Annotated in this window: 23 protein-coding genes; 18 read left to right on the top strand and 5 right to left on the bottom strand. The window is 75.2% G+C overall.

The window, feature by feature from the left end; all coding sequences use genetic code 11:
* Positions 1 to 14: 14 nt before the first annotated feature.
* The 7 genes from ACIQUR_RS27465 to ACIQUR_RS27435 all read left to right on the top strand — a co-directional run bounded on the left by ACIQUR_RS27465 (position 15) and on the right by ACIQUR_RS27435 (position 7,532).
* Positions 15 to 1,676, top strand: a complete 1,662-nt coding sequence (locus tag ACIQUR_RS27465) for an ABC transporter substrate-binding protein (protein WP_403669523.1) — start codon at positions 15 to 17, stop codon at positions 1,674 to 1,676.
* Positions 1,673 to 2,632 carry an ABC transporter permease gene (locus tag ACIQUR_RS27460; RefSeq protein WP_403669520.1) on the top strand — a complete coding sequence of 320 codons (960 nt, stop codon included), beginning with the start codon at positions 1,673 to 1,675 and terminating at the stop codon, positions 2,630 to 2,632. The genes ACIQUR_RS27465 and ACIQUR_RS27460 overlap by 4 nt, the downstream gene beginning before the upstream one ends.
* Positions 2,629 to 3,483: an ABC transporter permease gene (locus ACIQUR_RS27455; protein ID WP_403669518.1), complete on the top strand. Its 855-nt coding sequence runs from the start codon at positions 2,629 to 2,631 to the stop codon at positions 3,481 to 3,483. Before ACIQUR_RS27460 ends, ACIQUR_RS27455 begins: the two co-directional genes overlap by 4 nt.
* Positions 3,480 to 4,457, top strand: a complete 978-nt coding sequence (locus tag ACIQUR_RS27450) for an ABC transporter ATP-binding protein (RefSeq protein ID WP_403669515.1) — start codon at positions 3,480 to 3,482, stop codon at positions 4,455 to 4,457. The genes ACIQUR_RS27455 and ACIQUR_RS27450 overlap by 4 nt, the downstream gene beginning before the upstream one ends.
* Positions 4,450 to 5,301: an ABC transporter ATP-binding protein gene (locus ACIQUR_RS27445; RefSeq protein WP_403669512.1), complete on the top strand. Its 852-nt coding sequence runs from the start codon at positions 4,450 to 4,452 to the stop codon at positions 5,299 to 5,301. Before ACIQUR_RS27450 ends, ACIQUR_RS27445 begins: the two co-directional genes overlap by 8 nt.
* Positions 5,302 to 5,439: 138 nt before the next feature.
* The gene (locus tag ACIQUR_RS27440; protein ID WP_403669509.1) at positions 5,440 to 6,624 is read left to right on the top strand and encodes an agmatine deiminase family protein; all 1,185 of its coding nucleotides are present in this window, start codon (positions 5,440 to 5,442) and stop codon (positions 6,622 to 6,624) included.
* Positions 6,621 to 7,532: a DUF4436 family protein gene (locus ACIQUR_RS27435; RefSeq protein ID WP_403669507.1), complete on the top strand. Its 912-nt coding sequence runs from the start codon at positions 6,621 to 6,623 to the stop codon at positions 7,530 to 7,532. The genes ACIQUR_RS27440 and ACIQUR_RS27435 overlap by 4 nt, the downstream gene beginning before the upstream one ends.
* Positions 7,533 to 7,560: 28 nt before the next feature.
* On the opposite strand, the gene ACIQUR_RS27430 is transcribed toward ACIQUR_RS27435, so the two are convergent.
* Complete coding sequence (locus tag ACIQUR_RS27430) at positions 7,561 to 8,190, bottom strand: TetR/AcrR family transcriptional regulator (RefSeq protein WP_403669504.1); 630 nt, start codon at positions 8,188 to 8,190, stop codon at positions 7,561 to 7,563.
* Positions 8,191 to 8,398: 208 nt separating this feature from the next.
* On the opposite strand from ACIQUR_RS27430, the gene ACIQUR_RS27425 reads away from it, so the two are divergent.
* On the top strand, positions 8,399 to 9,568 hold the full coding sequence (locus ACIQUR_RS27425) for an agmatine/peptidylarginine deiminase (protein WP_403669501.1): 1,170 nt from the start codon (positions 8,399 to 8,401) through the stop codon (positions 9,566 to 9,568).
* Between the two features lie 278 nt (positions 9,569 to 9,846).
* Positions 9,847 to 10,743 carry a universal stress protein gene (locus ACIQUR_RS27420; RefSeq protein ID WP_403669498.1) on the top strand — a complete coding sequence of 299 codons (897 nt, stop codon included), beginning with the start codon at positions 9,847 to 9,849 and terminating at the stop codon, positions 10,741 to 10,743.
* Positions 10,744 to 10,785: 42 nt separating this feature from the next.
* Here the strand turns inward: ACIQUR_RS27420 and ACIQUR_RS27415 are convergent, their stop codons facing one another.
* Entirely contained in the window at positions 10,786 to 11,511 is a 726-nt protein-coding gene (locus ACIQUR_RS27415; protein WP_403669496.1) for a response regulator, read from the bottom strand.
* 166 nt (positions 11,512 to 11,677) lie between these two features.
* Between ACIQUR_RS27415 and ACIQUR_RS27410 the strand changes: the two genes are divergently transcribed.
* Entirely contained in the window at positions 11,678 to 12,259 is a 582-nt protein-coding gene (locus tag ACIQUR_RS27410; RefSeq protein ID WP_403669494.1) for a dihydrofolate reductase family protein, read from the top strand.
* An 85-nt stretch (positions 12,260 to 12,344) separates the two neighbouring features.
* On the opposite strand, the gene ACIQUR_RS27405 is transcribed toward ACIQUR_RS27410, so the two are convergent.
* Together ACIQUR_RS27405 and ACIQUR_RS27400 are read right to left on the bottom strand one after the other, a co-directional pair.
* Positions 12,345 to 12,992 (bottom strand): CBS domain-containing protein, encoded by a 648-nt coding sequence (locus ACIQUR_RS27405; RefSeq protein WP_403669492.1) that lies wholly within the window; start codon positions 12,990 to 12,992, stop codon positions 12,345 to 12,347.
* Positions 12,993 to 13,030: 38 nt separating this feature from the next.
* Complete coding sequence (locus ACIQUR_RS27400) at positions 13,031 to 13,495, bottom strand: Crp/Fnr family transcriptional regulator (RefSeq protein WP_403669489.1); 465 nt, start codon at positions 13,493 to 13,495, stop codon at positions 13,031 to 13,033.
* 303 nt (positions 13,496 to 13,798) lie between these two features.
* Between ACIQUR_RS27400 and ACIQUR_RS27395 the strand changes: the two genes are divergently transcribed.
* The 8 genes from ACIQUR_RS27395 (at position 13,799) to ACIQUR_RS27360 (ending at position 25,121) form a co-directional block, all read left to right on the top strand.
* The gene (locus tag ACIQUR_RS27395) at positions 13,799 to 15,556 is read left to right on the top strand and encodes a SulP family inorganic anion transporter (protein ID WP_403669486.1); all 1,758 of its coding nucleotides are present in this window, start codon (positions 13,799 to 13,801) and stop codon (positions 15,554 to 15,556) included.
* A gap of 38 nt (positions 15,557 to 15,594) precedes the next feature.
* A complete protein-coding gene (locus ACIQUR_RS27390) occupies positions 15,595 to 15,984 on the top strand; it encodes a hypothetical protein (protein WP_403669483.1) in 390 nt (129 codons plus the stop codon).
* Positions 15,981 to 18,323 carry a caspase family protein gene (locus tag ACIQUR_RS27385; RefSeq protein ID WP_403669480.1) on the top strand — a complete coding sequence of 781 codons (2,343 nt, stop codon included), beginning with the start codon at positions 15,981 to 15,983 and terminating at the stop codon, positions 18,321 to 18,323. Before ACIQUR_RS27390 ends, ACIQUR_RS27385 begins: the two co-directional genes overlap by 4 nt.
* A 152-nt stretch (positions 18,324 to 18,475) precedes the next feature.
* Complete coding sequence (locus ACIQUR_RS27380) at positions 18,476 to 18,940, top strand: hypothetical protein (protein WP_403669478.1); 465 nt, start codon at positions 18,476 to 18,478, stop codon at positions 18,938 to 18,940.
* Between the two features lie 42 nt (positions 18,941 to 18,982).
* Entirely contained in the window at positions 18,983 to 19,960 is a 978-nt protein-coding gene (locus tag ACIQUR_RS27375) for an oxygenase MpaB family protein (RefSeq protein WP_403669475.1), read from the top strand.
* Positions 19,933 to 22,605: a tetratricopeptide repeat protein gene (locus ACIQUR_RS27370; protein ID WP_403669472.1), complete on the top strand. Its 2,673-nt coding sequence runs from the start codon at positions 19,933 to 19,935 to the stop codon at positions 22,603 to 22,605. Before ACIQUR_RS27375 ends, ACIQUR_RS27370 begins: the two co-directional genes overlap by 28 nt.
* Positions 22,606 to 22,713: 108 nt before the next feature.
* The gene (locus ACIQUR_RS27365) at positions 22,714 to 24,297 is read left to right on the top strand and encodes a phytoene desaturase family protein (RefSeq protein ID WP_403669470.1); all 1,584 of its coding nucleotides are present in this window, start codon (positions 22,714 to 22,716) and stop codon (positions 24,295 to 24,297) included.
* Positions 24,298 to 24,449: 152 nt separating this feature from the next.
* Positions 24,450 to 25,121: a DUF5701 family protein gene (locus tag ACIQUR_RS27360; RefSeq protein ID WP_403669687.1), complete on the top strand. Its 672-nt coding sequence runs from the start codon at positions 24,450 to 24,452 to the stop codon at positions 25,119 to 25,121.
* Between the two features lie 64 nt (positions 25,122 to 25,185).
* Here the strand turns inward: ACIQUR_RS27360 and ACIQUR_RS27355 are convergent, their stop codons facing one another.
* Positions 25,186 to 25,887, bottom strand: a complete 702-nt coding sequence (locus tag ACIQUR_RS27355; RefSeq protein WP_403669468.1) for a YoaK family protein — start codon at positions 25,885 to 25,887, stop codon at positions 25,186 to 25,188.
* Positions 25,888 to 25,915 lie beyond the last annotated feature (28 nt).

The raw sequence follows: 25,915 nt of genomic DNA, 5'->3' as shown, positions 1-25,915 counted from the left end.
CGGAAGAAGCCCCGATGCCCTCCTCCGCCCCAGCACGCCCGAGACGCACCGCCCGCCGCGGCCGCCTCGCCCTCGCCGGCGCCGCGCTCTCCTCCCTCGCGCTCCTCGCCGCCTGCTCCGGCCCGCCCGGCACCGGCACCACCGCCGGCGGGACCGGCGTCACCCTCTCGCCCACCACCCCGCCGGCGAAGGGCGACATCGACTCCTTCACGTGGGCCCTCTACGCCGAGCCGCCCACGCTGGACTGGATCGCGGCCTTCGACTACCCGCAGAACACCATCCTCTCCAACGTGTGCGAGAGCCTGATGCGGTGGACGCCCGAGCTCACCACGGCCCCGGGCCTGGCCGAGAAGGCGTCCAACCCCGACCCCACCACCTGGGTGTACGACCTCCGCTCCGGCGTCCGCTTCCACACCGGCGCGGTCATGACCGCCGACGACGTCGTCTACAGCCTCGGCCGCCAGACGAACCCCCAGAACGCCGCCGCCTGGGCCCAGGTCTTCGAGAACGTCGCCTCGGTCACCAAGACCGGCCCGCTCCAGGTCACCGTCAAGCTCAAGAAGCCCGACTCGCAGTTCCCCCAGTACATGGCCACCGCCGCCGGCGTGGTCGCCGCCAGGAAGGGCGTCGAGGCCGCCGGCCAGGACTACGGCACCTCCGGAGGCCTCGCCTGCACCGGCCCCTTCCGGCTCGGCACCTGGAACAAGGGCCAGTCGATCGAGCTCACCCGCTTCGACGGCTACTGGGGGACCAGGGCCAAGTCCGCCAAGGCCGTGTTCCGCTTCCTCACCGACCCCTCGGCCCGCACCAACGCCATGCTCAGCGGCGAGGTCGACGGCGGCTTCCTCATCCCCACCGAGAGCTACGCCCGGCTCCGCGCCAGCGGCGTCGGCACCCTCTACTTCGGCGAGGGCCTCAGCACCGTCAACGTCAACGTCACCAGCATGCGCGGCCCCCTCAAGGACGTCCGCGTCCGCCGCGCCCTCTCCCTCGCCCTCGACCGCTCCGGCTTCGTCAGGGCCGGGCTCGCCGGCGCCGGCACCGTCACCGGCTCCCTCACCACCAAGGCCGTGTGGGCCGGCTTCCCCGAGGACGTCCGCAAGGACGCCTTCACCGGCCTCACCCCCACCACCCAGGACATCGAGAAGGCCAAGGCCCTGGTCAAGGAGGCCGGCGCCACCGGCCAGACCCTCACCATCGCCACCAGCACCATCGGCCAGGACGTCTCCCTCCTCGCCACCGCCGTCCAGAACGCCGGCGCCCGGATCGGCCTCGACGTACGCCTCAAGACCATCGCCCCGAACGCCTTCACCTCGCTCTTCACCGACCCCGAGGCGCGCGAAGGCCTCGACATGTTCCCCGAGACCTACTACGACTCCATCACCGACCCCCTCGACCTGCTGACCAACTTCAAGACCGGCGCCTACCAGAACTTCGCCGGCTACAGCAGCAAGGAGTACGACACCCTCGTCGAGCAGGCCGTCGCCGCCTACGACCCCGCCCGGCGCGGCGCCATCGAGGCCAGGCTCCAGAAGACGGCCTCCGACCAGCTCCTGTGGATACCGGTCGCCGAATGGCCCAGCTCCGTCTTCCTCAACAAGCGGATCACCGGCGCCCCGACCTCCATCTCCTACATGTACGCCCCGTGGGCCGCCGCCGTGGGGGCCGCACGGTGAACTTCCTGAGATTCGCCGCCCGGCGGCTCCTCGAGATGGCCGCCACCCTGCTCGGCGCCTCGTTCGTGGTCTTCGGCGCGATGTACCTGGCGCCGGGCAACCCGGCGAGTTTCCTCCTGTCGGGACGGTCGGCCTCACCGGCCGCCCTGCAGGCGGTCAACGACCAGTACCACCTCGACGAGCCCTTCGGCGTCCGCTACCTCAGCTGGCTCGGCCAGGTCCTCCAGGGCGACTTCGGGCGCTCCATCACCTACCGCACCGACGTCTCCCGACTCCTCGCCGACCGGCTCCCCGCCACCCTCACCCTGGTCGCCATGGCCCTGCTCGTGGTCGTGCTCGCCGGCCTCGTCCTCGGCTGGGCCGGCGCCGTACGCGGCGGCCGCACCGACGCGACGATCCTCGTCACCACCACCTTCGCCGTCGGCACCCCCTCCTTCGTCGCGGCCGTGCTGCTCCAGGGACTCTTCTCGGTACGCCTGGGCTGGTTCCCCAGCAGCGGCGCCGGCGAGGGCTTCACCGACATGCTCTGGCACCTCACCCTCCCGGCCGTCGCCCTCGCCCTCTACCTCATCGGCATGCTCGCCCGGGTCACCCGCTCCGCGATGCTGGAGGCCCTCGACAGCGAGCACGTCGCCGTCGCCCGCAGCCGCGGCGTCCCCGAGCACCACGTCATCCGCCGCCACGTCTTCCGCAACGCCCTCGGCACCGTCCTCACCACCGGCGGCCTCATCGTCTCCACGCTGCTCGTCTGCACCGTCCTGGTCGAGACCGCGTTCAGCATCGGCGGCATCGGCCAGCTCCTGGAACTCTCCACCACCACCAAGGACTTCCCCACCGTCCAGGCCATCTCCCTGATCATCGTCGCCCTGTTCATGACCGTGAACCTCGTCGTCGACCTGCTCCACCCCCTGGTCGACCCGCGGGTCACCCTCGGACCGAAGGGGAACGGCGCATGAGTGTCGCCCTCACCCGCCGCCCGGCCCTCACCCGCCTCCGGGCCCCCCGCGCACCGCTGTACCTGCTCAGCCTCGGCTTCGCCGCCCTGATCGTGGCGGGCGCCCTGTTCGCCCCCTGGCTCGCGCCCCACGACCCCAACGCCGTCGACCTCGGCCAGGCCCTCGCCGCCCCCTCCGCGGACCACCCCCTCGGCGTGGACGCGGCCGGCCGGGACACCCTCTCCCGGCTGCTCGTCGGCGCCCGCACCTCGCTCCTCGGCCCCCTCGGCGTCGTCGCCTTCTCCACCCTCGCCGGGGTCGCGATCGGCGTCGCCGCCGCCTGGCGCGGCGGCTGGCTGGACTCGGTCCTCTCCCGCAGCACCGAACTGGTCTTCGCCTTCCCCGGCATGCTGCTCGCCATCCTGATCGTCTCCGTGTACGGGGAAGGCCTGCTCGCCCCCGTCCTCGCCCTGGCCATCGCCTACCTCCCCTACGTCAGCCGGCTGACCCGCTCCCTGGTGCTGGCCGAACGCGAGCGGCCGTACGTCGCCGCCTACCGCGTCCAGGGCCACTCCGCCCTCTCCATCTGCCTGCGGCACGTCGTCCCCAACATCGCCCCGGTCGTCCTCGCCCAGGCCGCCATCAACTTCGGCTACGCCCTCATGGACCTGGCCGGCCTCTCCTTCCTCGGGCTCGGCGTCCCCGCCCTCACCCCCGACTGGGGCCGCATGGTCTTCGACGGACAGACCGCCGTCCAGCACGGCTACCCGCTCTCCGCGGTCCTGCCGTGCGCCGCCATCGTGCTGACCGTCGTCGCCTTCAACGTCGTCGGCGAACGCTGGGCCGACCGGGTCGCCAGGAGGGACCGATGAACGCACTCGACATCCAGGGGCTCCGCCTCGACCTGCCCGGCACCGCCCGGCCCGTGCTCGACGGCGTCGACCTCACCGTCGCCCCCGGCGAGACCGTCGCCCTCGTCGGCGAATCCGGCTCCGGCAAGACCCTCACCTCCCGCAGCGCCCTCGGCCTGCTCCCGCCCGGCGCCACCACCTCCGGCCGCGTCCTGGTCAACGGCCACGACGTCCTCACCATGGACGCCGCACGACTGCGGAGCCTGCGCACCGGCACGGCCGCCATGGTCTTCCAGGACCCGCGCGCCGCCACCAACCCCCTGCGCCGCATCGGCGACTTCCTCACCGAAAGCGCCCGCCTCACCGGCACCCTGACCGCCGCCCAGGCCACCGCCCGCGCCACCGAGCTCCTCGACGCCGTCGGCCTCGGCCCCGACGTCCTGCGCCGACGGCCCGGCCGGCTCTCGGGCGGCATGCTCCAGCGCGTCGTGATCGCCGCCGCGCTGATGGGCGACCCCGCCCTGCTGCTCGCCGACGAGCCCACCACCGCCCTCGACGCCACCAGCCAGGCCGAGGTCGTCGCGCTCCTCGACCGGCTGCGGGAACGCTTCGGCACCGGCCTGCTGTTCGTCACCCACGACCTCGGGCTCGCCGCCGCCATCAGCGACCGCGTCTACGTCATGTACGCCGGCCGGATCGCCGAGACCGGCCCCGCCGAGGCCCTCTTCGCCCGCCCCCGCCACCCGTACACCGCCGCGCTCCTCGCCTCCACACCCCGGCTCGACGGCCCCGGCGGCCGCCTCGCCGCCATCGACGGACAGCCGCCCGACCTGCGGCAGGAACTCACCGGCTGCGCCTTCGCCGCCCGCTGCCCGTACGCCACCGCCCGCTGCCACGAGCAGGCCCCCGCGCCCGAACCCGCGCCCTCCGGCCCCGCCCACCTGGCGGCCTGCCACCACAGCGACCAGCTCGAAGGGAGCGCCGCCCGTGCGTAAGGCCACCCCCACCCCGGGGGCCCGCACCCCCGCACCCCCGGCCGTCAGCACGGAGAACGTCCTGGAGGTCACCGGACTGCGCCGCGACTTCGGGACCGTACGCGCCGTCGACGACGTCTCCTTCACCCTGCCCGCCGGCGGATCGCTCGGCATCGTCGGGGAATCCGGCTCCGGCAAGACCACCACCGCCCGCATCGTCGTCGGACTGGAGGAGGCGGACGCGGGGGAGATCCGGGTCCGGGGCCGGGACCGCGGGGAACGGGCCCGCGGGCGGGCCGGCCGCCTCGCCCGCGCCCGCGAGGTCCAGATGGTCTTCCAGGACCCCTACCTCTCCCTCGACCCGAGGACCAGCGTCGAGGGGGTGCTGCGCGAAACCCTCCGCCTGCACTTCCCCGGCACCGACCACACCCGCCGCATCGCCGAACTCCTCGACCAGGTGGGCCTCGGCACCCGCGCCGCCGACGCCCTGCCCCGGCAGCTCTCCGGCGGACAGCGCCAGCGCGTGGCCATCGCCCGCGCCCTCGCCGTCGAACCCGCCGTCATGGTGCTCGACGAGGCGGTTGCCGCCCTCGACGTGTCCGTCCAGGCCCAGGTGCTGAACCTGCTCGCCGACATCCGCGAGGAGACCGGCGTCGGCTACCTGTTCATCACCCACGACCTCGGCGTGGTCCGGTGCGTGACCGACGAGGTGGTCGTCATGCGGCACGGCCGGATCGTCGAGTCCGGGCCCACCGCCGAGGTCCTGTCCGACCCCCGGCACGCGTACACGCGCCTGCTGCTGGCGTCCGTACCCCGGCCGGGCTGGGACCCCGGCGGGATCGCCGCGTCGCGCCGCGCCCTGTAGCCGGCCCGCCGGCCCGCCTCCGCCCGTACGCCGATTCGCCCGGACGGCGGCGCGCGCCGCGCCGCCGCCCGTGCGTGCCGTCAGTACTGTCCCGGATCACGCCCCGCAGCACCCACCCGGAACGAGATCGAGGCCGCCATGGGCAACCGCACCCCGAACCGCCGCTCCGTCCTGCGGTCCGGAGCCGTCCTGGCCGCGCTCGCCCTGATCGAGGGCTGCTCGGCACCGGGCGGGGACGGGTCCGACGGGCCGTCCGAGGGCACCGGCCGGGGCACCCCCTCCGCGGGCGCGGTGCCGGCCGCGACCGGACAGGCCATGCCGGCCGAATCGGCCCGGCACACCCGTACGTTCATGTCCTGGCCGGCCCTCGAAGAGGTGTGGGGGGACCAGCTCCCGGCCGTCCGGCAGGACATCGCCGGACTGGCCCGCACGATCGCGGGGTTCGAGCCGGTGGTGCTGATGGCCCGCCCCGGCCAGGCGGCGGCCGCGCGCCGGGCCTGCGGATCCTCGGTCGAGGTCGTCGAGCTGCCCGTCGACGACCTGTGGACCCGCGACACCGGCCCCACCTTCGTGACCGGCCCCCAGGGGCTCCAGGGCGTGGACCTCCACTTCAACGGGTGGGGCGGCAAGCAGGTGCACGGTGCCGACTCCCAGGTCGCCCGCCGGCTGCTGGAGCGCTACGACATCCCGCGCGTGGCGGCGCCCATCACGGGCGAGGGCGGCGGGATCGAGGTGGACGGCGCCGGGACCCTGATGGCCACCGAGAGCTGCTGGGTCAACGCCAACCGCAACCCCGGCAAGAGCCGCGACCAGATCGAGTCCGCCTTCAAGCAGCTGTTCGGCGTCCGGAAGGTGATCTGGCTCAAGGGGGTGGCCGGCCAGGACATCACCGACGCCCACGTCGACGCCCTGGCCCGGTTCGCCGAACCCGGTGTCGTCGTCCTCCACCAGCCGCACCCCGACAGCCCGCCCGACGTCTGGACCACCGCCGCGGACCAGGCGTACGTCGTCCTCAACGAGGCCACCGACGCGCAGGGGAACCACCTGGAGGTCGTCGACCTCCCCGAGCCCGACCTGGACCTGATCGACGGCGCCGGCAAGGACTTCCTCGCCAGCTACCTCAACTACTACGTGGTGAACGGCGGAGTCGTCGTCCCCCGCTTCGGCGACCGGGCCGCCGACGCCCGGGCCGCCGGCATCATCGGCGAACTCCACCCCGGCCGGAAGGTCACCCAGGTCTCCATCAACGCCATCGCCTCCGGGGGCGGCGGCATCCACTGCGCCACCCAGCAGCAGCCCGCGGCGTCCGGCGGCCCCTCGTGAGCCTGCGCCGCAGGCTGGCCGGCAGCCGCTTCACGCTCGTCGCGGTGCTGCTCGCGGTCCTGGTGGGCACGGGCATCGGGCTCTACCTCAACGAGCGCAACACCCGGCAGCAGACCCGTGAACTGGCCGTGCCCGCCGCCCGCGACTGGGTCGAGCTCGACATCACCTCGCAGGACGTCGACGCCGCCGCCCAGCAGCTGAACCTCTACGTGGTGCCCGTCCCGCACGGCCGCCTGGCCGCGGACCCCGAGACGGGCGCCTTCGCCCGCGAGGTGGAGATCACCGTCGAGTCGGCCAAGACCACGGTGCTGCGGACCACCCCCGGCCGGGCGGCCGCCCCCCTCCTCGTGCAGGCGAACCTGTACGACGGCACCGTCACCGACTACCCCTTCGACCGGTACGGCGTCCAGGCCGCCTTCTCGGCGAAGGACGGCGCCCGCAGCGTGCCCGTCGGGCTGGTCTTCGGGGACGCGGACGCGTTCTTCCTCGTCCGCCCCACCAGCGGTTTCACGGACTCCGGAACGACGCTGATGGAGGCCCGGGTCACCAGGACGCGCAGCACCTTCATCCTGGCCTGGTTCATGATCGCGGCCATGTGGGCGCTGGCCCTGGCCGTGCTGGCCGGCGCCGAGGTGCTCTACCGGGGCGGCCAGGGGCTGGTGTGGCCGTCCCTGGGCTGGATGGCGGCGACCCTCTTCGCGCTCGTCGGGATGCGCAACGCGGCGCCCGGCGCACCGCCGATCGGCTCCCTGATCGACTACGTCGCCTTCTTCTGGGCGGAGGCCATCATCGCGGCCGGACTGACCGTGACCGTGGTCGCGGGCACCCGCGTCGAGCACCGCACCCGCGCCGCGGCTGCCGCGGCTTCCCCGGCCTCCGAGGTGCGGGCGGCCCCGGCCGATCCGTGAGCCCGGTACCACCGCGGGCGGTGGAGGATCAGACGGCGGGGCGGGCCAGGGCGGCCATCAGCGTGCGCAGCACGTGTTCGGCGCCGACCGCGGAGCCGAGCGACTCGATGGCGGCCAGGCCGTCCACCGCGGCCGCGAACGCCTCGCCCAGCGGCCCGGGTTCGACGCCCCCGCGCTCGTCGGCCAGGACCCGGAACAGCCGGACGAAGCAGGCGCGCCAGCGCCCGTACTCCGCCTCCAGGCTCTCCCTGACCCGCTCGTCGTTGAGCGCCAGCCAGTGCAGGGCCGAGTGGAGGTGGGCCAGGTCCGGGCTCTCCGGCCGGGTCAGCAGGGCGATCACGCGGTCCGCGCGCTCGTCGAACGTGCCGGGCGCGTCCACGGCCGCGGCGAGCGGCTCGATCCACTGCGGGCGCATGTCCTCGACGACGGCCACGATCAGGTCCGTACGGTCCTGGAAGTGGTAGTGGCACATCCCGTGCGACACCCCGCACAGGGCCGCGACGTTCCGCGTGGTGAACCGTCCGGCGCCGTCGCCGGCGAGCAGTGTGCGGGCGGCCGCGACCAGCCGGGAGCGGGTCTGCTCGGCCCGGGCGGCCCGGGTCTGCCGGGGGGCCGGGGTCTCGGCGGCGGGGCTCTGCTGCTTCACGCGGGTCGGCATGGGCCAACAGTAACTGCCGCCCGGCGCCGGGGGATCGGGGCGGCGGAGGCCGGGTGATCCGGTGGACCGCGGCCCGGCCGGCCCGTCGGGCCGACGGCCGCGGAATCCGCCGGGAGGGAGTCGTGCCCAACTCATTGACCGAGCGCTTGGCCAGTTATACGTTCTCCGCCAACCCCGTTACCCTGACGGGCAGTTGACTGGAGTTCAGATGAAGCGTCCGACGAATCCCCCCACCCCGGACGGCGGCTCCCTCGACCGGCGGCGGTTCCTCGCCGCCGCCGGCCTGGCCGCGGCCGGCGCGGCCGCCGCCGCGGCGACCGGGTCCTCGGCCCTCGCCGCGGTCCGCCCGGCCGCCGGCCCCGCCGCCGCGGGCGCGTTCGCGGTCCCCGCGGAGGACGTACCCCACACCCGCACCTGGATGGCCTGGCCCGACAGCACCGCGATCTGGAAGGGCCGGCTCAGCGGCATCCAGTCGAACATCGCCCTCATCGCCAAGACCATCGCCCGCTATGAGCCGGTGATCATGCTGGCCAACGCCGCCTCCGCGGCCAGGGCCCGCTCGCTGTGCGGCTCCACCGTCACCGTCATCGACACCATCCCGGTCGACGACTGCTGGATGCGCGACACCGGCCCGGTCTTCCGCACCAACGGCGCCGGCGGCCTGGACACCGTCGGCCTCGGCTTCAACGGCTGGGGCGGCCGCCAGACCTGTACCCGGGACGCCCTCGTCGCCGAGCGCATCGCCGCCCGCCTCGGCCTGCCCTTCACCCGGGCCGGACTCACCGGCGAGGGCGGTGCCATCGAGCAGGACGGCGCCGGCACCCTCATGGCCACCCGCAGCAGCATCATCAACGCCAACCGCAACCCCGGCCGGACCCAGGCCCAGCTGGAAGCCGCCATGTGCGCCGCCTACGGCGCCTCCAAGGTGATCTGGTTCGACGGCATCGCCGGCCAGGACATCACCGACGACCACGTCGACGCGACCTCGCGGTTCCTCGCCCCCGGCGCCGGCCTGGTCCAGATGCCCCTCGCCTCCGACAACGACGCCTGGGCGAACGACGCCCGCCAGCAGTACCGGATCCTCTCCACCTCGACCACCGCCGCCGGCAACCCGATGGCCGTGACCAGGCTCCAGGGCCCCGACTACTACAAGATCCGCTCCACCAGCCAGGACTTCGTCGCCTCCTACGCCAACTACTACGTCTGCAACGGAGCGGTCATCTCCGCGCAGTTCGGCGACACCGCGGCCGACAGCGCCGCCCGCACCACCCTCACCCGCCTCTTCCCCGGCCGCACCGTGGTGCAGCTGAACATCGACCACCTCGGCGCCGGAGGCGGCGGCATCCACTGCGTCACCCAGCAGCAGCCCGCCGCCTGACCCACCCCCCAACCCCCCCCCCCCCCCCCCCCCCCCCCCCCCCCCCCCCCCCCCCCCCCCCCCCCCCCCCCCCCCCCCCCCACCACCCCCCCGGCAGCCCAGACGTCTCCCCGCCCGCGCGCGCCGCCGTCTGCCCCGGCGCGGGCCGCGCCCCGCGCCCCGGGTCCGCCGATGGGGACCTTCGGCCCCCGCGGCGGCCCCGGGCGGCCCTCCCCGGCCGGGACCCCCGGTGACAGCGTGGGAGGCGTCCCCCATCGGATCCTCGGTTGGGAGTAGCCGTGGAGAACACCATCCGCACCCCGGACACCAGCTCCGTCGTCGTCGGCGTGGACGGCTCGGGACCGGCCCGCGCGGCCGCCCTCTGGGCCGCCGGTGAGGCCGTACGACGCGATCGCCCCCTGCACCTCGTCCACGCGGCCGACACCGACTTCAGAGGCTCCTACCTGTCCGCCGCGGCCGCCGAAGAGGTCCGTGCCGAGGGCCGGCAACTGCTGGAGGAGACGGCCAAGGCCGTCGCGGCCGAACACCCCGGCGTCCACCTCACCACGGAGTTCAGCCAGGCCGACGCCGTCACCGCCCTCCACCGCGCGGCCGGCCCGCGCGGCACCATCGTGGTCGGCAACCGCGGGCGCGGCGGCTTCGCCTCGCTCCTGCTCGGCTCCGTCGGGCTGGACACCGCCGCAGCCGCCAGGACCCCGGTCGTCGTGGTCCGCGGCGCCGAGGCCACGGCGGAACACGACACCGTCCTGGTCGCGGTACGGGACGCCGACGACCTCCCCTGCGCCCGGTACGCCGCTCGCGAGGCCGAGCTGCGCAAGGGCTCCCTGCGCCTGACGCACGTGTGGAACACGCTGCAGTCCGTGGGCCAGATGGTCACCATGCTCGACGGCATGGACGAGGCCGCCGCCCGGCACGTCGAGATCCTCATGGACCTCACGGAGATCGTCCGCGGCGAGTTCCCCGGCCTGACGGTCGAGGCCGACGCCGAGTCGAGCTCCTCCGTGGCGGGCGTCCTCGTCGAGGCCTCCGGGCGGGCGGGCCTGCTGGTCATGGGCGGCCGCCGGGCCTCGGCGCGCCTCGGACTCGGCCGCAACCTCGGCCGGGTCACCCACAGCCTGGTCCACCACGCCCTCTGCCCGGTCATGCTCCTCCCGCGCTCCGGCCACGGCTCGTAGCCCCCGCCGCACGGCCCGCGCACCGCGGCCCGCCCGGCGCCCTCACGCGTCCGGTCCCGCCGGACGCTGCCCCGGTTCGCGGCCGGGGCCGTGCTCGTGGTGCACCTCGGCGGCGATCACGGCCGCCTGCACCCGCCGCTCGACGCCCAGCTTGCCCAGCAGCCGCGAGATGTGGTTCTTCACGGTCTTCTCGGACAGGAACAGCCGCTGCGCGATCTCCCGGTTGGTCAGCCCCTCGCCGATCAGTTGCAGCACGTCCCGCTCCCGCTCCGAGAGCGCGGCCAGCCGCGCGTCCTCCGGATCCCGCACCGCCTCCGGATCCCGCAGCGAGCGCATCAGGCGGGCGGTGGTGGCCGGGTCCAGCATCGACTGGCCGGCGGCGACCGTCCGTACCGCGGCGACCAGGTCGGAGCCCTTGATCTGCTTGAGCACGTACCCGGCCGCCCCGGCCATGATCGCGTCCAGCAGGGCGTCCTCGTCGTCGAACGAGGTCAGCATCAGACAGGCGAGCCCGGGCATCCGGGACCGCAGCTCCCGGCAGACCGCCACGCCGTTCCCGTCGGGCAGCCGTACGTCGAGCACGGCCACGTCCGGGCGCAGCGCCGGACCGCGGGCCAGCGCCTGCTCCGCCGTACCCGCCTCGCCGACCACGCTGATGTCCGGCTCGGCGTCCAGCAGGTCGCGCAGCCCGCGCCGCACGATCTCGTGGTCGTCCAGCAGGAACACCCTGACCGGCGTCCCGGCGGAGCCCTTCGCCTCGTCCGACATGATCGCCCTGCCTCGGCCCGCCCGCACTGTCCGCTTCCTCCCGCATTGTCCCAGGAAGCCGCCCCACCGCGCCCCCAGGCCCAGCCGCTGCCGGCCGGCGGATGTCTTCCCGGAGCGACCGCTCCCGACACGCTAGTTTGAGGCTCCCGAAGCAGAGGAGAGCCCCGTGGGCACGGTGGTCATGTACAGCTCGGTCTCGGTGGACGGCTTCGTCGCGGACGAGAACGACCAGCCCGGACCGCTGTTCGACTGGCTGACCAGCGGTGACGTCCCGCTGGACGAGAGCGGCGCGCTGAAGGTGTCGCGGACGTCCTACGACTACACCCGCCCGTACTGGGACCGGATCGGAGTCACGGTCGTCGGCCGCCACGTCTTCGACCTGACGGACGGCTGGGACGGGAAGCCGCCCGGCGGGATCGACCACGTGGTCGTCGTGACCCACCGGCCGGCGCCCGAGGGCTGGGACCCCGCGGCGCCGTTCCACTTCGTCGACGGCGTCGAGGCGGCCGTGGCCAGGGCGCAGGAGCTCGCGGGTGACCGCCTGGTCGAGGTCGCCGCGGGCGACGTCGGTGGCCAGGTGCTCGCCGCGGGCCTGGTCGACGAGGTGCGCATGGACGTCGTACCCGTCGTGTTCGGGTCCGGCAAGCGCTACTTCGGGTCGGTCCACGCGCAGCACCTGCTGGAGGATCCCGACGAGGCGATCCAGGGCGACCGGGTGCTGCACCTGCGCTATCGGGTGCGCCGTTGACCGGTCCGGGTGTCCCGGCCCGGCACGCGCGGCAACCCGCGCCGCCCCCCTCCGCCCGCATCCGGAACCGCCGGCCCGGCCGAGCTCACACGGGTGCACCCGGTGGCACGGGCCCCGCCGACACCCCCACGTCCACGACGCCCTCGACCGCGCGGACGGCCCGGGCCAGCAGGCCGAGCAGCGCGGAGTCCCCGCGCCCGCCCCGCAGGGTCACGACGCCCTCCCGTACGGCGACCTCGACCCCGGCGCCGGGGGCGAGCTCGGCGACCACGGCCGTACGGACCTCCTCCGCCAGCTCCGCATCGCTCCGCAGGAACACCTTCAGGAGGTCGCTGCGGCTCACCACGCCCTCCAGGAGGCCGAGTTCGTTCACCACCGGCAGGCGCTTGACGTGCTTCCTCGCCATGATCCGCGCCGCCTCCGCGACGGGGGCGGCGGGGTGCACCGTGACCGCCGGGCTGGACATGAGGTCCCCGGCCAGCAGCGCGCCTGCCTTCGCGGCCTCGGCGAGCTCGTCGGGGAGCACGGGCTCCGTGCCCCGGAACTCCTCCTTCGGTAGCAGGTCCGCCTCGGACACGACCCCGACCACCCGGCCCTCGCCCGCCAGCACGGGCAGCGCGCTGACCTTCCACTCGTGCATCAGGGCCACGATCTCCTTGTAGGACGCCTCCTGCCCGATCGCGACGGCGGTGTGCGTCATGACGTCGCTGACGGTGTGGCGCGTCGTGGTCATGTCCGGCTCCTCCTCCGTGGTGCGGGCGCCGTCGCCGGTCACAGCAGACTGCCGCTGCCGTACGGCGCGTACAGGTCGAGCAGCCGCACCCGGGCCGCCTGCAGCCGATGCGCGAGGACCTGGCCCACCCAGTGCCCGAGCGCCGAGCCGAAGGCGGTGTCGGCGTCCATCAGCCGCCGTACGGCCGCCGCGTCGAACTCGTACGCGCGGACGGGGGTCGCGGCCTCGGCGCCCAGCCGCCAGGTGTACGGCCGGAACAGCCACGAACAGCCGACCAGCTCGCCCGGGCCGAGGGACTCGATGACGGCCGCGCGCCGGCCCGGCACGTGCACGTCGAGGGTCACCGCACCGGTCCTGACGATCCAGAACCGGTCGGCCCGCCCGCCCTCGCGGAACAGCCGGGCGCCCTCGTCGAAGTTCACCTCGCGGGCCGCTCCCATCAGACGGGCACGGAAGTCCGCGGGCAGCGCGGCGTTGATGCGGATGGGGGACGGAGTGCTCATGGCGGGCCTCCCGGGTTCGGGTCCGGTCTCCAGTCTTGGCCACGCCACGACCCGGTGCATGGGCCCTCCGGACCCGTCCGGGGACCCGATCGGCCCATGTCCCGGTACGACCGGGCACCGGCACGCCGTGGGGCACCCGGGCCCGCGCCGCCGGGGGCACCATGGTGCGGCACCCGCCCGCGAACCAGCCGGCAGCACAGCCGGAAGAACAGCCCGAAGAGCAGCCCGAAGAGCAGCCGGGAGAGCGACCGCAGACCGACCGGAAGACCGGCCGCGAACCCGCCCGCGAACCCCGGAGGCGCCATGCCCGTACCCGGACGGACCACCACCACCGCCGTCCCACCCGCCTTCCGCGGCTACCGGAAGGCCTGGCTGCGCGGCGACCTGCTCGCCGGAACCACCGTCGCCGCCTACCTCGTCCCCCAGGTCATGGCCTACGCGGCGGTGGCCGGCCTGCCGCCCGTCGCCGGCCTGTGGGCCGCACTCCCCGCGCTCGTCCTCTACGCCCTGAGCGGCACCTCCCGGCTGCTGTCCGTCGGCCCCGAATCCACCACCGCCCTCATGACCGCCGTCGCAGTGGGCCCCCTGGCCGCCGGTGACCCCGGGCGGTACGCGGCCCTCGCCGCGGCCCTGGCCGTCGTCGTCGGCCTGCTCTGCCTGGCCGCCTGGGCCGTCCGCCTCGGCTTCCTCGCCGACCTGCTCTCCCGGCCGGTCCTCGTGGGCTACCTGACCGGGCTCGCCTTCATCATGATCGTCGACCAGCTGCCCCGCCTCACCGGGACGGAGGGCGGCGGATCCGGCTTCTTCCCCCAGCTCCTCCGGTTCCTCGGCCGGCTGGACGAGGTGCACCCGGCCACCCTCGCCCTGTCCGCCGCGTGCCTGCTCCTGCTGTTCACGCTGCCGCTGGTCCGGCGCGGGCTCCCCGGCCCGCTCCTCGTCCTCGTCCTCGCCACCGCCGCGGTGGCCGCCTTCGGCCTCGACGAGGGCCCGGGCGGCGTCGCCGTCGTCGGCGCCGTCCCGGCCGGCCTGCCCGGCTTCGCCCTGCCCGCTCCGCAGGACATCGCCGACCTGGCCCTGCCGGCCGTCGGGGTCCTCCTCGTCGGCTACACCGACGTCGTCCTGACCGGCCGCGCCTTCGCCCGCAGGGACGACCCGTACCCCCTCGACGCCAACCGGGAGCTGCTCGCCCTCGGCGCCGCCAACCTGGGCGCCGGAGCGCTGCACGGCTTCCCCGTCAGCAGCAGTGCCAGCCGCACCGCCCTCGCCGACTCGGCCGGCGCCCGCACCCAGGCGTACTCCCTCGCGGGCGCCGCCTGCGTGGCCGCCGTCCTGCTCTTCCTCGGCCCCCTCCTGGCCCACACCCCGGCCGCCGTCCTCGGCGCCATCGTCGTCTACGCAGCCGTACGCCTCGTCGAGATCGGCGAGTTCCGCCGCCTCGCCGCCTTCCGCCGGCGCGAACTCCTGCTCGCCGTCGGCTGCGCCCTCGGCGTCCTCGGCCTCGGCATCCTGTACGGCGTCCTGGTCGCCGTAGCCCTGTCCGTCATCGACCTGCTCGCGAGGGTCGCCCGCCCGCACGACGCCGTCCTCGGCATCGTCCCGGGGCTGGCCGGCATGCACGACGTCGACGACCACCCGACCGCCCGCACCATCCCCGGCCTGCTCGTCTACCGCTACGACTCCCCGCTGTTCTTCGCCAACGCCGAGGACTTCCGCCGGCGCGCCCTGGCCGCCGTGGACGAGCAGGACGAGCGGGGCGAGCCGGTGCGCTGGTTCGTGCTGAACACCGAGGCCAACATCGAAGCCGACATCACCGCCCTCGACGCCGTCGAAGCCCTCCGTGCCGAACTCGCCGGACGCGACGTCGTGTTCGCCCTCGCCCGCGTCAAACACGAACTGCGCCTGCTGCTCGACGCGTACGGCCTCACCGAGGCCGTCGGCCCCGACCGCATCCACCCGACCCTCCCCACGGCCGTCGCGGCGTACGAGGCCTGGCGGGCGGCGGCGGGACCGCCGGGCGGCACCACCCCCTCAGCGGACACGGACGACGGCCCGGGATCGTGAACCGGCTGCGGGGGAGGGGACGTTGTGCCATGGTGACGATGACCGCGAAACGGGGGACCGGCACCATGCGCATCAGCATCGACGACCACGGGGACGACCAGCCCGAGGGCGCTTCCGAAGAGGAACTGCGGTCGCTCCACCAGTGGTTGCTCGACAACCCGGAGATCCGGCGCGAGGCCGGCATCGAACTGGGCGGAGAACCCGGTCCCGCCGGATCCATGGGCGGACCGGTGGAGTACGTCCAGCTCGTCATGGACGCCGGCTTCGGCCTCGCCAACCTCGCCCTGGCGGTCGTCACCTGGCGCTCCACCCGCCCCCGCCCGCCCGCCGTCACCTTCGAGCGCGACGGCGTCACCGTCACGCTGACGGGGGCGGACCCGGACGCGGCGGCCCGCCTGGTCGAAGCCCTCACGCGCACCGACGCATGAGCGGACCGCCCTGGCCGCAGCGGTCCCGAGCGGTGCTCATCGGCGCCGCCACGTACGAACACCTCGACGCGCTGCCCGGCGTGAAGGCCAACCTGGAAGACCTCGAGGCCGAGCTGCAGGACCCCGAGGTGTGGGGGCTGGACACCCGACATTGCAGTGTCACGTGTGACCCCGCGACGTCAAAGCAGGCCCTCGCACCCCTGCGCGCCGCCGTCCGCGAGGCCCGCGACACGCTGCTCGTCTACTACGCCGGCCACGGTCTCATCGACCCCGACGGCGGCGGACTCTGGCTGGCGCTGCCCGGCTCCCGCCCCGGCGAGGCCGAATCCGTCCTCCCGTACGACTGGGTCCGCCGCGCTCTGCTGCCCCGGCGCGCCGAACGCACCGTCGTCATCCTCGACTGCTGCTACGGCGGCCGAGCCCTCGGCATGATGAGCGCCACCGAGTCCACCTCCGCTCTGGCCGACAGCGCGGAGGTCAACGGCACCTACCTGATCGCCGCCGCCGGCGAGACCGTCCAGGCCGTCGCCCCGCCCGGCGAACGCAACACCGCCTTCACCGGAGAACTCCTCGCCCTCCTCAAAAAGGGCGTTGCCGACGGCCCCGCCGTGATCCCCCTCGACGACCTCACGGCCCTCCTCACCAGAGCCCTCCGCGCCCGTTCCCGCCCCGAACCCCAGGCCCGCGGCCGCAACAGTGCGGGCAAGTTGGAGCTGTTCCGCAACCGCGCCTACGCCCCGCCCCCGGACGGCACCCGACTGCCGGGCAGCCGCTACCAGGTCACCGGCCCCGCCGGGACGACCGACGGGGGAGCCGTGAACCTCGCCGGACGGGACACCCTGTTCGACCGCCCGGTCGCCATCCGCGTCATGCGGCCGGAGGATGCGTCCGACCCCGCCAAGCGGGAGGCGTTCGTCGCCCGGCTGCGTGCGCGGGCCCGCCTCACCCACCCCTCGCTGGCCCTGGTGCTCGACTGGGGCGAGATACGGCAGTCCCCCTCCGCAGCAGCCTCGGCCGGGTCACGGGTGCGCTGCCCGTACGTCGTCACGGAGGGCTTCGCGGGCGGCACGCTCGCCGAATGGAAGCAGGACCCCTCCTACCCCTACTTCGTCGTGCGAACCGCGCTGGAAGTCCTGGAGGCCCTCCAGCACGCCCACGGCGAGGGCGTCAGCGGCTGGCACCTCTCACCGGACCGCCTGCACCTCACCGCCGGCGGCCACGTCAAGATCCTCGACCACCACGAGGAGCAGTCCGCCACCTCGCTGACGGACGACATCGCCGCCGTCGGCGAGCTCCTCCACACCCTGCTCGGCAACTCCCTGCACTCCGCACCCCCGACCGTGCCCGGCGACCTGGAGGCCGTGGTCGCACGCGCGCGCCGCCACGGCTACGCCACGGCGGCCGACATGGCCCACGCCCTGGAACGCCCGTCCGGCCGGGTCGTCCCCGTCCCCGGCCCACGGCCCGCCCACAGGACACACGTGCCCGCCGCCCCGGCGCCGCGCCCCCCGGAGCCGCTGCCCCTCCAGGGCCTGCTGCGCTTCGCCGTGGGCAGCCACCCCGGCCGGAACGGCCACCGGAACGAGGACTCCGCCTACGCCGGACCGCGGCTGCTCGCAGTGGCCGACGGCCGGCGCGGTGAAGCGGTCGCCGCGGAGGCGGGCCAGGTGGCCAGCGCCGAGGTCATCGCGGAGCTCACCCACGAACTCGGGCAGGGACTCACCAGACAGTCGGCGACCACCGCGCTCGTCATCGCCGCGAAGCGGGCCGACAGGAACCTGGCGGAAATGATCGCCAGGGACGCCGCACTCGACGGCCTGGCCACCACCGTGACCGCCCTGTACCGGTCCGGACACCACGTGGCGCTCCTGCACGCCGGCGACAGCACCGCCTTCCGACTGCGGGACGGCCGCCTCACCCGGCTCACCCCCGACCCCACCGAGCCGCCCCGGCCCGTCCGGCCCGGTCCGGCCGACGAGGCCCCGGAACCTCCCCGGCGGGACCGGGCCGTGACCCCCGGCCGCCGGACGCCGCCCCTCTGCGGCACCGCACACGCCGACCCCTACACGACCTCCTTCCACGTGCGGACCGGTGACCGGTACCTGCTCTGCACGTCCGGCCTCACGGACGTCCTTTCCCCGCGCCGCATCGAGGAGGTGCTCGCGAAGCCCGGCAGCCCCGAGGCCACCGTGCGCCTCCTGGTGGAAACGGCCCTGGCCGGCCAGGGGCCCGACGACATCACCTGCGTCCTCGCGGACCTCGTCGCCCCGCCCGACTCCGACGTCACGGGCACCCCGCCCGTCATCGCCGGCGCCGTCGCCGACACCCGGCGACTCTGACCGCCTCCCCGACGGACCGCCACCCCGACGGACCGCCTCCCCGACGGACCGCCTCCCCGACGGACCGACGGACCGACGGACCGACCCGACCGGAACCGATCCGCCCGCCACCACGTCCCACCCGCACCACGGAAGCGGACGGAAGGCCCCCCATGACCCGCCTGACCCCCACGCCCCGCACGACCTCCCGCACCACCCCCCTGCGCCGCCTCGCGCCCCTCGTGCTCGCCGGCGCCCTCGCGCTCACCGGCTGCTCCGTCGCCGGCGCCGCACCCAACGGGCCCGACGCCGAGGACCCGCTCCCCGCCCCCGGGAAGGTCGACCACGACAGGCCCGCCACCGGCCCCGCCGAGGCCAAGCCCGGCACCTGGTACCGCTACGACCTGTACACCCACTGCGGCATCAGCACCCTCAAGTTCTCCGGCAAGAACTGGCGCCTCCTCCAGATCCGCACCGACCTGGAGTCCAACGTGAAGGGCCCCCGTGTGGACTGGACCGCCGACTACACCCCCGGGTACGCGCAGCTGGAGTCCGACCGGGTCGTCGTCTTCGAAACGGCCGGACAGCCCCCGCTCGCCTTCGAGCCCGGCACCGGTCCCGGCCTGGCCTGCAAGTAGGGGCGGCAGGTAGCGCCCGCCCGGGCGGGGTAGGTACCGCGGATGAGCGCTCCCGAACGCGACCCGGAACGCGGCCCCCGCCCCGACCCCGCCCCCGACCCCGGGCTCTACGGCCCCGGATCCGTGACCTGGCAGTGCCACGGCGACCCGGTCATGTGGCTCGCCGGGGTGCGCGCCCTCTACCTCCAGGCCCTCCACCCGCGCGCCGTACGCGGAGTCGTCGCCAACTCCGATTTCCGCACCGACACCTGGGGACGCCTCTACCGCACCGCCGACTTCGTCGGCACCCTCACCTACGGCACCACCCCGGCCGCCGAGGACGCCGGCGCCCGCGTCCGCCGCATCCACGCCCGGCTCACCGCCACCGACCCGGCCACCGGCGAAACGTTCCGCATCGACGACCCCGAACTCCTCCTCTGGGTGCACTGCGCCCAGATCGACTCGTTCCTCCACGTCCTGCGCCGCTCCGGCGTCCGCCTCACCCCCGCCCAGGCCGACCGCTACGTCGACGAGAACCGCGTCAACGCCCGCCTCGTCGGCCTCGACCCCGCCGACGTCCCGGCCGACACCGCCCAGCTCGCCGCGTACTTCGAAAAGGTGCTCCCCGACCTCGCCGCCGGACCCGACGCCCGCGACGTCGACGCCTTCCTCCGCCGCCCGCCCGTGCACCCCCTCCTCGCCCCCGCCCGCGCCCTCGTCTGGCGGCCGCTCGCCGCCCTCGCGTACGCCAGCCTGCCCCCGTACGCCCACCGCCTGTACGGGCGTCCCGCGCCCGCCGCCCGAACCGTCACCCGGCGCCTGCGTCTCACCGCGCTCCTGCTGCGCGCCGTCCCCGCACGTCTGCGCTGGCAGCTCCCCCCAGGTCACATCTTGAAGGCAATGGCGCGCCTGGGGCCCGCCACGCGTCCCTCGCCGTACACACTGCGAAGAGCGGCGGCCATACTGGACGGGCCGGGGAGGGCACAGCACGACAACGGGGGCGGCTACACGAGATGGCGGAGTCTGCGGAGAAGAGACTGATCCAGGGCCGTTACCGGCCGCTCGACCTGATCGGGCGCGGGGGCATGGGGGAGGTCTGGCGGGCGCGCGACGAGTCGCTGGGCCGCCAGGTCGCCGTCAAGTGCCTCAAGCCGCTCGGACCCGACCACGACGCGCACTTCACCCAGGTCCTGCGCGAGCGCTTCCGCCGCGAGGCCCGGGTCGCCGCGTCCCTCCAGCACCGCGGCGTGACCGTCGTCCACGACTTCGGCGACGACAGCGCCGCCGGCGGCCTGCTCTACCTCGTCATGGAACTCCTCGACGGCCGCAACCTCAGCCAGCTGATGGAGAGCGGCGAGGGCCGGCCGCTGCCCGTGGAGGAGGTGGTGGACATCGCGGAGCAGGTCGCCGCGGCCCTCGCCTACACCCACGAGCAGGGCATCGTCCACCGCGACCTCAAGCCCGCCAACATCATGCGGCTCAGCGACGGCACGGTGAAGATCTGCGACTTCGGCATCGCGCGGCTCGCCCACGACATCGGCTTCACCGCCAAGCTCACCGGCGGCGGCATGGCCATGGGCACCCCGCACTACATGTCCCCGGAGCAGATCGCCGGCAACGAGGTGGACCACCGCAGCGACCTCTACTCCCTCGGCTGCGTGCTGTACGAGATCGCCACCGGCGCCCCGCCCTTCGACCTCGGCGACTCCTGGTCGATCCTGGTCGGACACCGCGACACCCCGCCCGTCCCGCCGCGCGCGCACCGGGCGGAGCTGCCCGCGTTCTTCGAGGAGGTCGTCCTCGACCTCCTCGCCAAGTGCCCCGAGGACCGGCCGGCCGACGCCCGCCGCCTGCACCACCGCATCGCCGAGGCCCGCCGCGCGGCCGCCGGACTCCCGGCCGCCACCCTGCCGCCCCCGGCCCACACCGCGGGCGTCCCCGTACCCGTCCCCGCCCCCGTCCCGGGCCCCACGGCCGCGGTCACCACCGCACCGGCCTCCGGGCACCTGCAGGTACGGGCCGATGCACCCGTACGGTCCGACGCACCCGTACGGTCCGACGTGACCGCCCCCGGGCAGGAGCCGCCGCTCCCCGGCTGGACCCACGGCATGCACACCGGCCCCAAGGCCGTGCTGCCCGCGCCCGCCCACGAGCCGGGCGGCTGGAGCGCCGACGCCCTCACCGGCGCCTGGACCGTGGCCCCCGCCTGGACCGGCGCGTGGACCGCACCCGCGGACCCGGCCACCGGCACGGGCCCCGCCCCCGCCACCGGCACCGGTCCCTCCACCGTCACCCCCGCAGCCCCCGCCCCCGCCACGGTCGCCCCCACCACCACCCCCACCGGCGGCAACACCGCGGCACACCGGCCCACCCCCGCCGCGGTTCACCACGGCACCACCCGCCCCGAGGCGCACCCGCACCCCGGCACCCCGCCCGGCACCCCGCCCGGCGACCCCCGCGTCCCCGGCCCCCGCACAGCGGCCGCGCCCGACCCCGGACCGGCAGCAGCGGCCCCCGACCCCGCCCTGCTCGCCACCCTGGAGACCCGCCACGGCGCGGCCATCAGCCTGGGACGCCTCGGCCGCTGGGCCGAGGCCGGGGAGGTGCACCGCTCCGTGGCGGCGGACCGTGCCGCCGCCCTCGGCCCGGAGCACCCCGACACCCTCGCCAGCCGCTACGAGGTCGCCTTCACCCTGGGCCGCACCGGCCGGGCCGGCGACGCCCTCATCGAGTACGGCAAGGTCGCCGAGGGCCGCCGCCGCGTCCTCGGCCCCGACCACCCCGACACCCTCGCCGCCCGCCAGGAAATGGCCTTCGTCCTCGGCCAGCTGGGCCGTCACCAGGAGGCCCACGAGCTGTACACCGGCGTCCTGGACGCCCGCGACCGCGTGATGGGACCCGACCACCCCGACACCCTCCGCTGCCGCCACAACCTGGCCTTCACCCTCTCCCGGCTGGGGCGCCTGGAGGACGCGTACCAGCTGGTCCACGACGTGGCCGCGGCCCGCGGCCGGGTGCTCGGCGCCGACCACCCCGACACGCTCGTCACCCGCTACGAGGCCGGCTACGCCCTCGGCCAGCTCGGCCGCTGGGGCGAGGCGCTCGCCGTGTACCGCGACGTCGCCGCCGCCCGCGAGCGCACCCTCGGCCGCGACCACCCCGACACCCTCGCCACCCGCTACGAGATCGGCATCAGCCTCGGCCGGCTCGGCCGCAGCGCCGAGGCCCTCGACCTCTACCGCGACCTGGTCGCCGACCGCACCCGCGCGTACGGCGCCCAGGACCCCGAAACCCTCCGTGCCCGGCACGGCCTGGGCGTCAACCTCGGCCGGCTGGCCCGCTGGGACGAGGCCCTGGCCGAGGCCCGCGAGGTCGCCGCGCTGCGGACCGCGGTCCTCGGCCCCGGCCACCCCGACAGCCTGGTCAGCCGCCGGGAGGTCGCCGTGGCCCTGGGCTGGCTCGGCCGCTGGGCCGAGGCGCTCTCCGCGTACGAGGAGGTCGCCCGCACCCGCGAGCACACCCTGGGCGCCGACCACCCCGACACCCTCGCCGCCCTCAGCGACCAGGCCCACTGCCTGGAACGCCTCTCCCGCGCCCCGGAAGCCGCCGACCTCTACCGCCGCGTGGCCGCCCTCCGCGGCCAGGGCCTCGCCTACGGCAGCCCCCTCCCTCCGGTGGGCGCGTAGCACGGCGGCAGGCAGCGGCCAACGGGAAGGCCCCGCCGGCCCGCCCGGCGCCCGCGACCGCGCGCACGCCCTCTGGTCCGTGGCGATCGGCCCGTGTTACGAAGGGCCATGACCGCACGCGCTGAGTTCCGCAGGCCCGCCAAGGACGTGTACGACGCCGTGATCGTCGGGGGTGGGCACAACGGCCTGGTGGCCGCCGCCTACCTGGCCCGCGCCGGACGCTCCGTCCTCGTACTCGAACGTCTCGGCCACACCGGCGGGGCCGCCGTCTCCACCCGCCCCTTCGCCGGTGTCGACGCCCGGCTCTCCCGCTACTCCTACCTGGTCTCCCTGCTGCCCCGGAAGATCGTCACGGATCTCGGGCTCTCCTTCGCGGTCCGCAAGCGCACCGTCTCCTCCTACACCCCGGTCACCCGCGACGGCACGCCCACCGGCCTGCTGGTCGGCGGGGGAGAGGAGCGCACCCGCCGCTCCTTCGCCGCCCTGACCGGGTCCGACCGCGAGTACGAGCGCTGGCGCGCCTTCCACGACACCACCCGGCGGGTCGCCGAGCGGGTCTTCCCGACCCTCACCGAGCCGCTGCCCGGCCGGGACGCACTGCGCGCCCGGGTGGCCGACGACGACGCCTGGCGGATGCTGTTCGAGGAGCCGCTCGGCCGGGCCGTCGAGGAGCACTTCACCGACGACCTGGTCCGCGGGGTCGTCCTCACCGACGGCCTGATCGGCACGTTCGCCGACGCCCACGACCCGTCCCTGCTCCAGAACCGCTGCTTCCTCTACCACGTCATCGGCGGCGGCACGGGCGACTGGGACGTCCCCGTCGGCGGCATGGGCGCCCTCACCACCGCCCTCGCCGGAGCCGCCCGGGCCGCCGGCGCCGAGATCGTCACCGGCCACGAGGCCCTCCGCATCGACACCGACGGCACCGACGACGCGGGAGTCGTCTACCGCACCGAGCACGGCGAGGGCCACGTCGCGGCCCGCCAGGTCCTGGTCAACGCCTCGCCCCAGGCGCTGGCCCGGCTGCTCGGGGAGGAGCAGCCGGCACCCGCCGAGGGCGCCCAGCTCAAGGTGAACATGCTGCTGCGCCGGCTGCCCCGGCTCCGCGACCGGCAGGCGGACCCCCGCGAGGCCTTCGCCGGCACCTTCCACATCGCCGAGGGCTACCGCGAACTCGCCGCCGCCCACGCCCAGGCGGCCGCGGGCGAGCTGCCCGCCGCCCCGCCCTCCGAGATCTACTGCCACTCGCTGACCGACCCGACCATCCTCGGCCCGGAGCTGGTGGCGCAGGGGTACCAGACCCTCACCCTGTTCGGACTCCACACCCCGGCCCGGCTGTTCGAGAAGGACAACGACGGCGCCCGCGACCGGCTCCTCGCCGCCACCCTCGCGCAGCTCGACGCCCACCTCGACGAGCCCCTCGCCGACTGCCTGGCCGTCGACGCCGAGGGCCGCCCCTGCATCGAGGCCAAGACCCCGCTGGACCTGGAGCACGAACTGCGGCTCCCCGGCGGGCACATCTTCCACCGCGACCTGGCCTTCCCCTACGCGGAGGCGGCCGAGGGCACCGGCCCCTGGGGCGTCGGCACCGCCCACCGGAACGTCTTCCTGTGCGGCGCGGGCGCCCCGCGCGGCGGCGGCGTCAGCGGCATCCCCGGCCACAACGCGGCGATGGCGGCCCTGGGCGGCTGACGCGCCCGCGGGAGAGGTGCCGCACGGCGGCGGGGGAATGATCACCCGGCGTCGGTCGTTGTGAGGGTCCCGCAGTTCCGCGCCGAGAACCGAGGAGTGCCGTGCCCGACACCGCGTCCACCGACGTCACCGCTGCCCTGCCGCCCGCCCCGCTGCCGTCCGCCGCCCTGCCCTCCGCCGCCCTGCCGTCCGCCGCCCTGCCGTCGCCGACCGAGCAGGCGGAGCGGCTGATCGAGCTGGGGGTGGCCGAGCTGGCCGGCGTACCCGCGGAGGAGGTACGGGCCTTCGCCGCGGCGGCGGAGGGCGCCGGGGACGGCGTCCTGCTGGCCGTCCACCCCGACCGCGCCCCCGCCTCGGCCCTCGCCCCGCTGCTGCGCCGCGAGGGCAGGCCGGGGTTCGTGGTCGTCGACATGACCGACGTCGACGACTTCGCCCCGCACGGCGTCGAGCTGCCCGACGCCCCGCTCTACCTGGTCACCGGCGTCGACCGCGGCGACCGGATGGCCAACTGGAGCCCCGAGGAGGCGCTGCCGGCCCTCGCCGGGGAGGACCGCACGCCGATGGTGCTCACCGAGGGCATCCACTGGGTGCTCCAGCAGCCCGCGGTGCTGGACCGCAACCTCTGCTTCATGACCATCGGCTCCCGGCTGCGCAAGCCGAACGGGAAGCTGGACGCCCGTACTCCGGCGATCTGGATCAGCAACGGCACGGGGCGCGACGGCCGCGAGCGCCGCGACGCCCCCAAGGTCGGCTGGTGCTGGTGGGGCAACCGCCACACCTGGCTGGGCTTCGCCTCGGCCACCGGGCGCCGCACCGCCGGCTGAGCACCCGGGCGTGGCCGGTGGCCGGCCCGGTCCACCGGCCACGCCCCCTGGCGCCCGTACGCCGTCAGCGCGTGTACACCCTCGGCACGCGCAGGCCCGCCAGCCCGGCGGTCAGCGCCAGGGCCGCCGCCACGAGGAGCGGGACGTGCAGCGGGAAGCCGGCGCGGACGAAGGCCGCGCCGGCCAGCCCGCCGGCGAACATCGAGGCGACCGACAGGGCGCGCCGGGCGGTGGCCCGCGCCGTGCCGAAACTCGGGTCCCGCCCGATCAGGGAGCCGCTGAGGAAGCCGGTCATCGCCCGGGTCACCAGCGTGGTCGGCATCCCGGGCACCGCGACGCGCATGGCGGTGACGTTGCGCAGTCCCATGGCGGCCGACAGGACGGCGATGGCGGCCAGGTGACGCCCCGAGGGGGCCGACCGCACGGGCTCCAGGTCCCAGGCGACGGCCGCCGCGACGCACACCAGGACGGCCTCGGTCAGCATCGCGATGATCATCCACCGCAGCCGGTGGGCCTCCAGCCGCCACTCCACGCGCGCCGCGAGGACCGCGCCGAAGACGAAGGCGCCGAGCGAGGTGGTGGGCGCGACGACCGACAGACCGCCCTCGCCGAGGGTGCCGAAGGCGAGGAAGAGCACGTTGCCCGTCTGCATGCCGGTGAACACCGGGCCGAAGCCGAGCAGGCTGGCCGCCTCCACGACGCCCGTGGCGACGGTGAGCAGTGCCAGCAGCGGGGCCAGCCCGGCCGTCGGCCTCGTCGTGTCCACCTTCGCCCTCCCGGCCGGGGTTTCGGTG

The sequence above is a fragment of the Streptomyces sp. NPDC101132 genome (genome assembly GCF_044759225.1).
In the GTDB taxonomy this organism is placed as follows: domain Bacteria; phylum Actinomycetota; class Actinomycetes; order Streptomycetales; family Streptomycetaceae; genus Streptomyces.
Note: the sequence above shows the minus strand (reverse complement) of the source record. Positions and strands in the feature narration are given on the sequence as shown.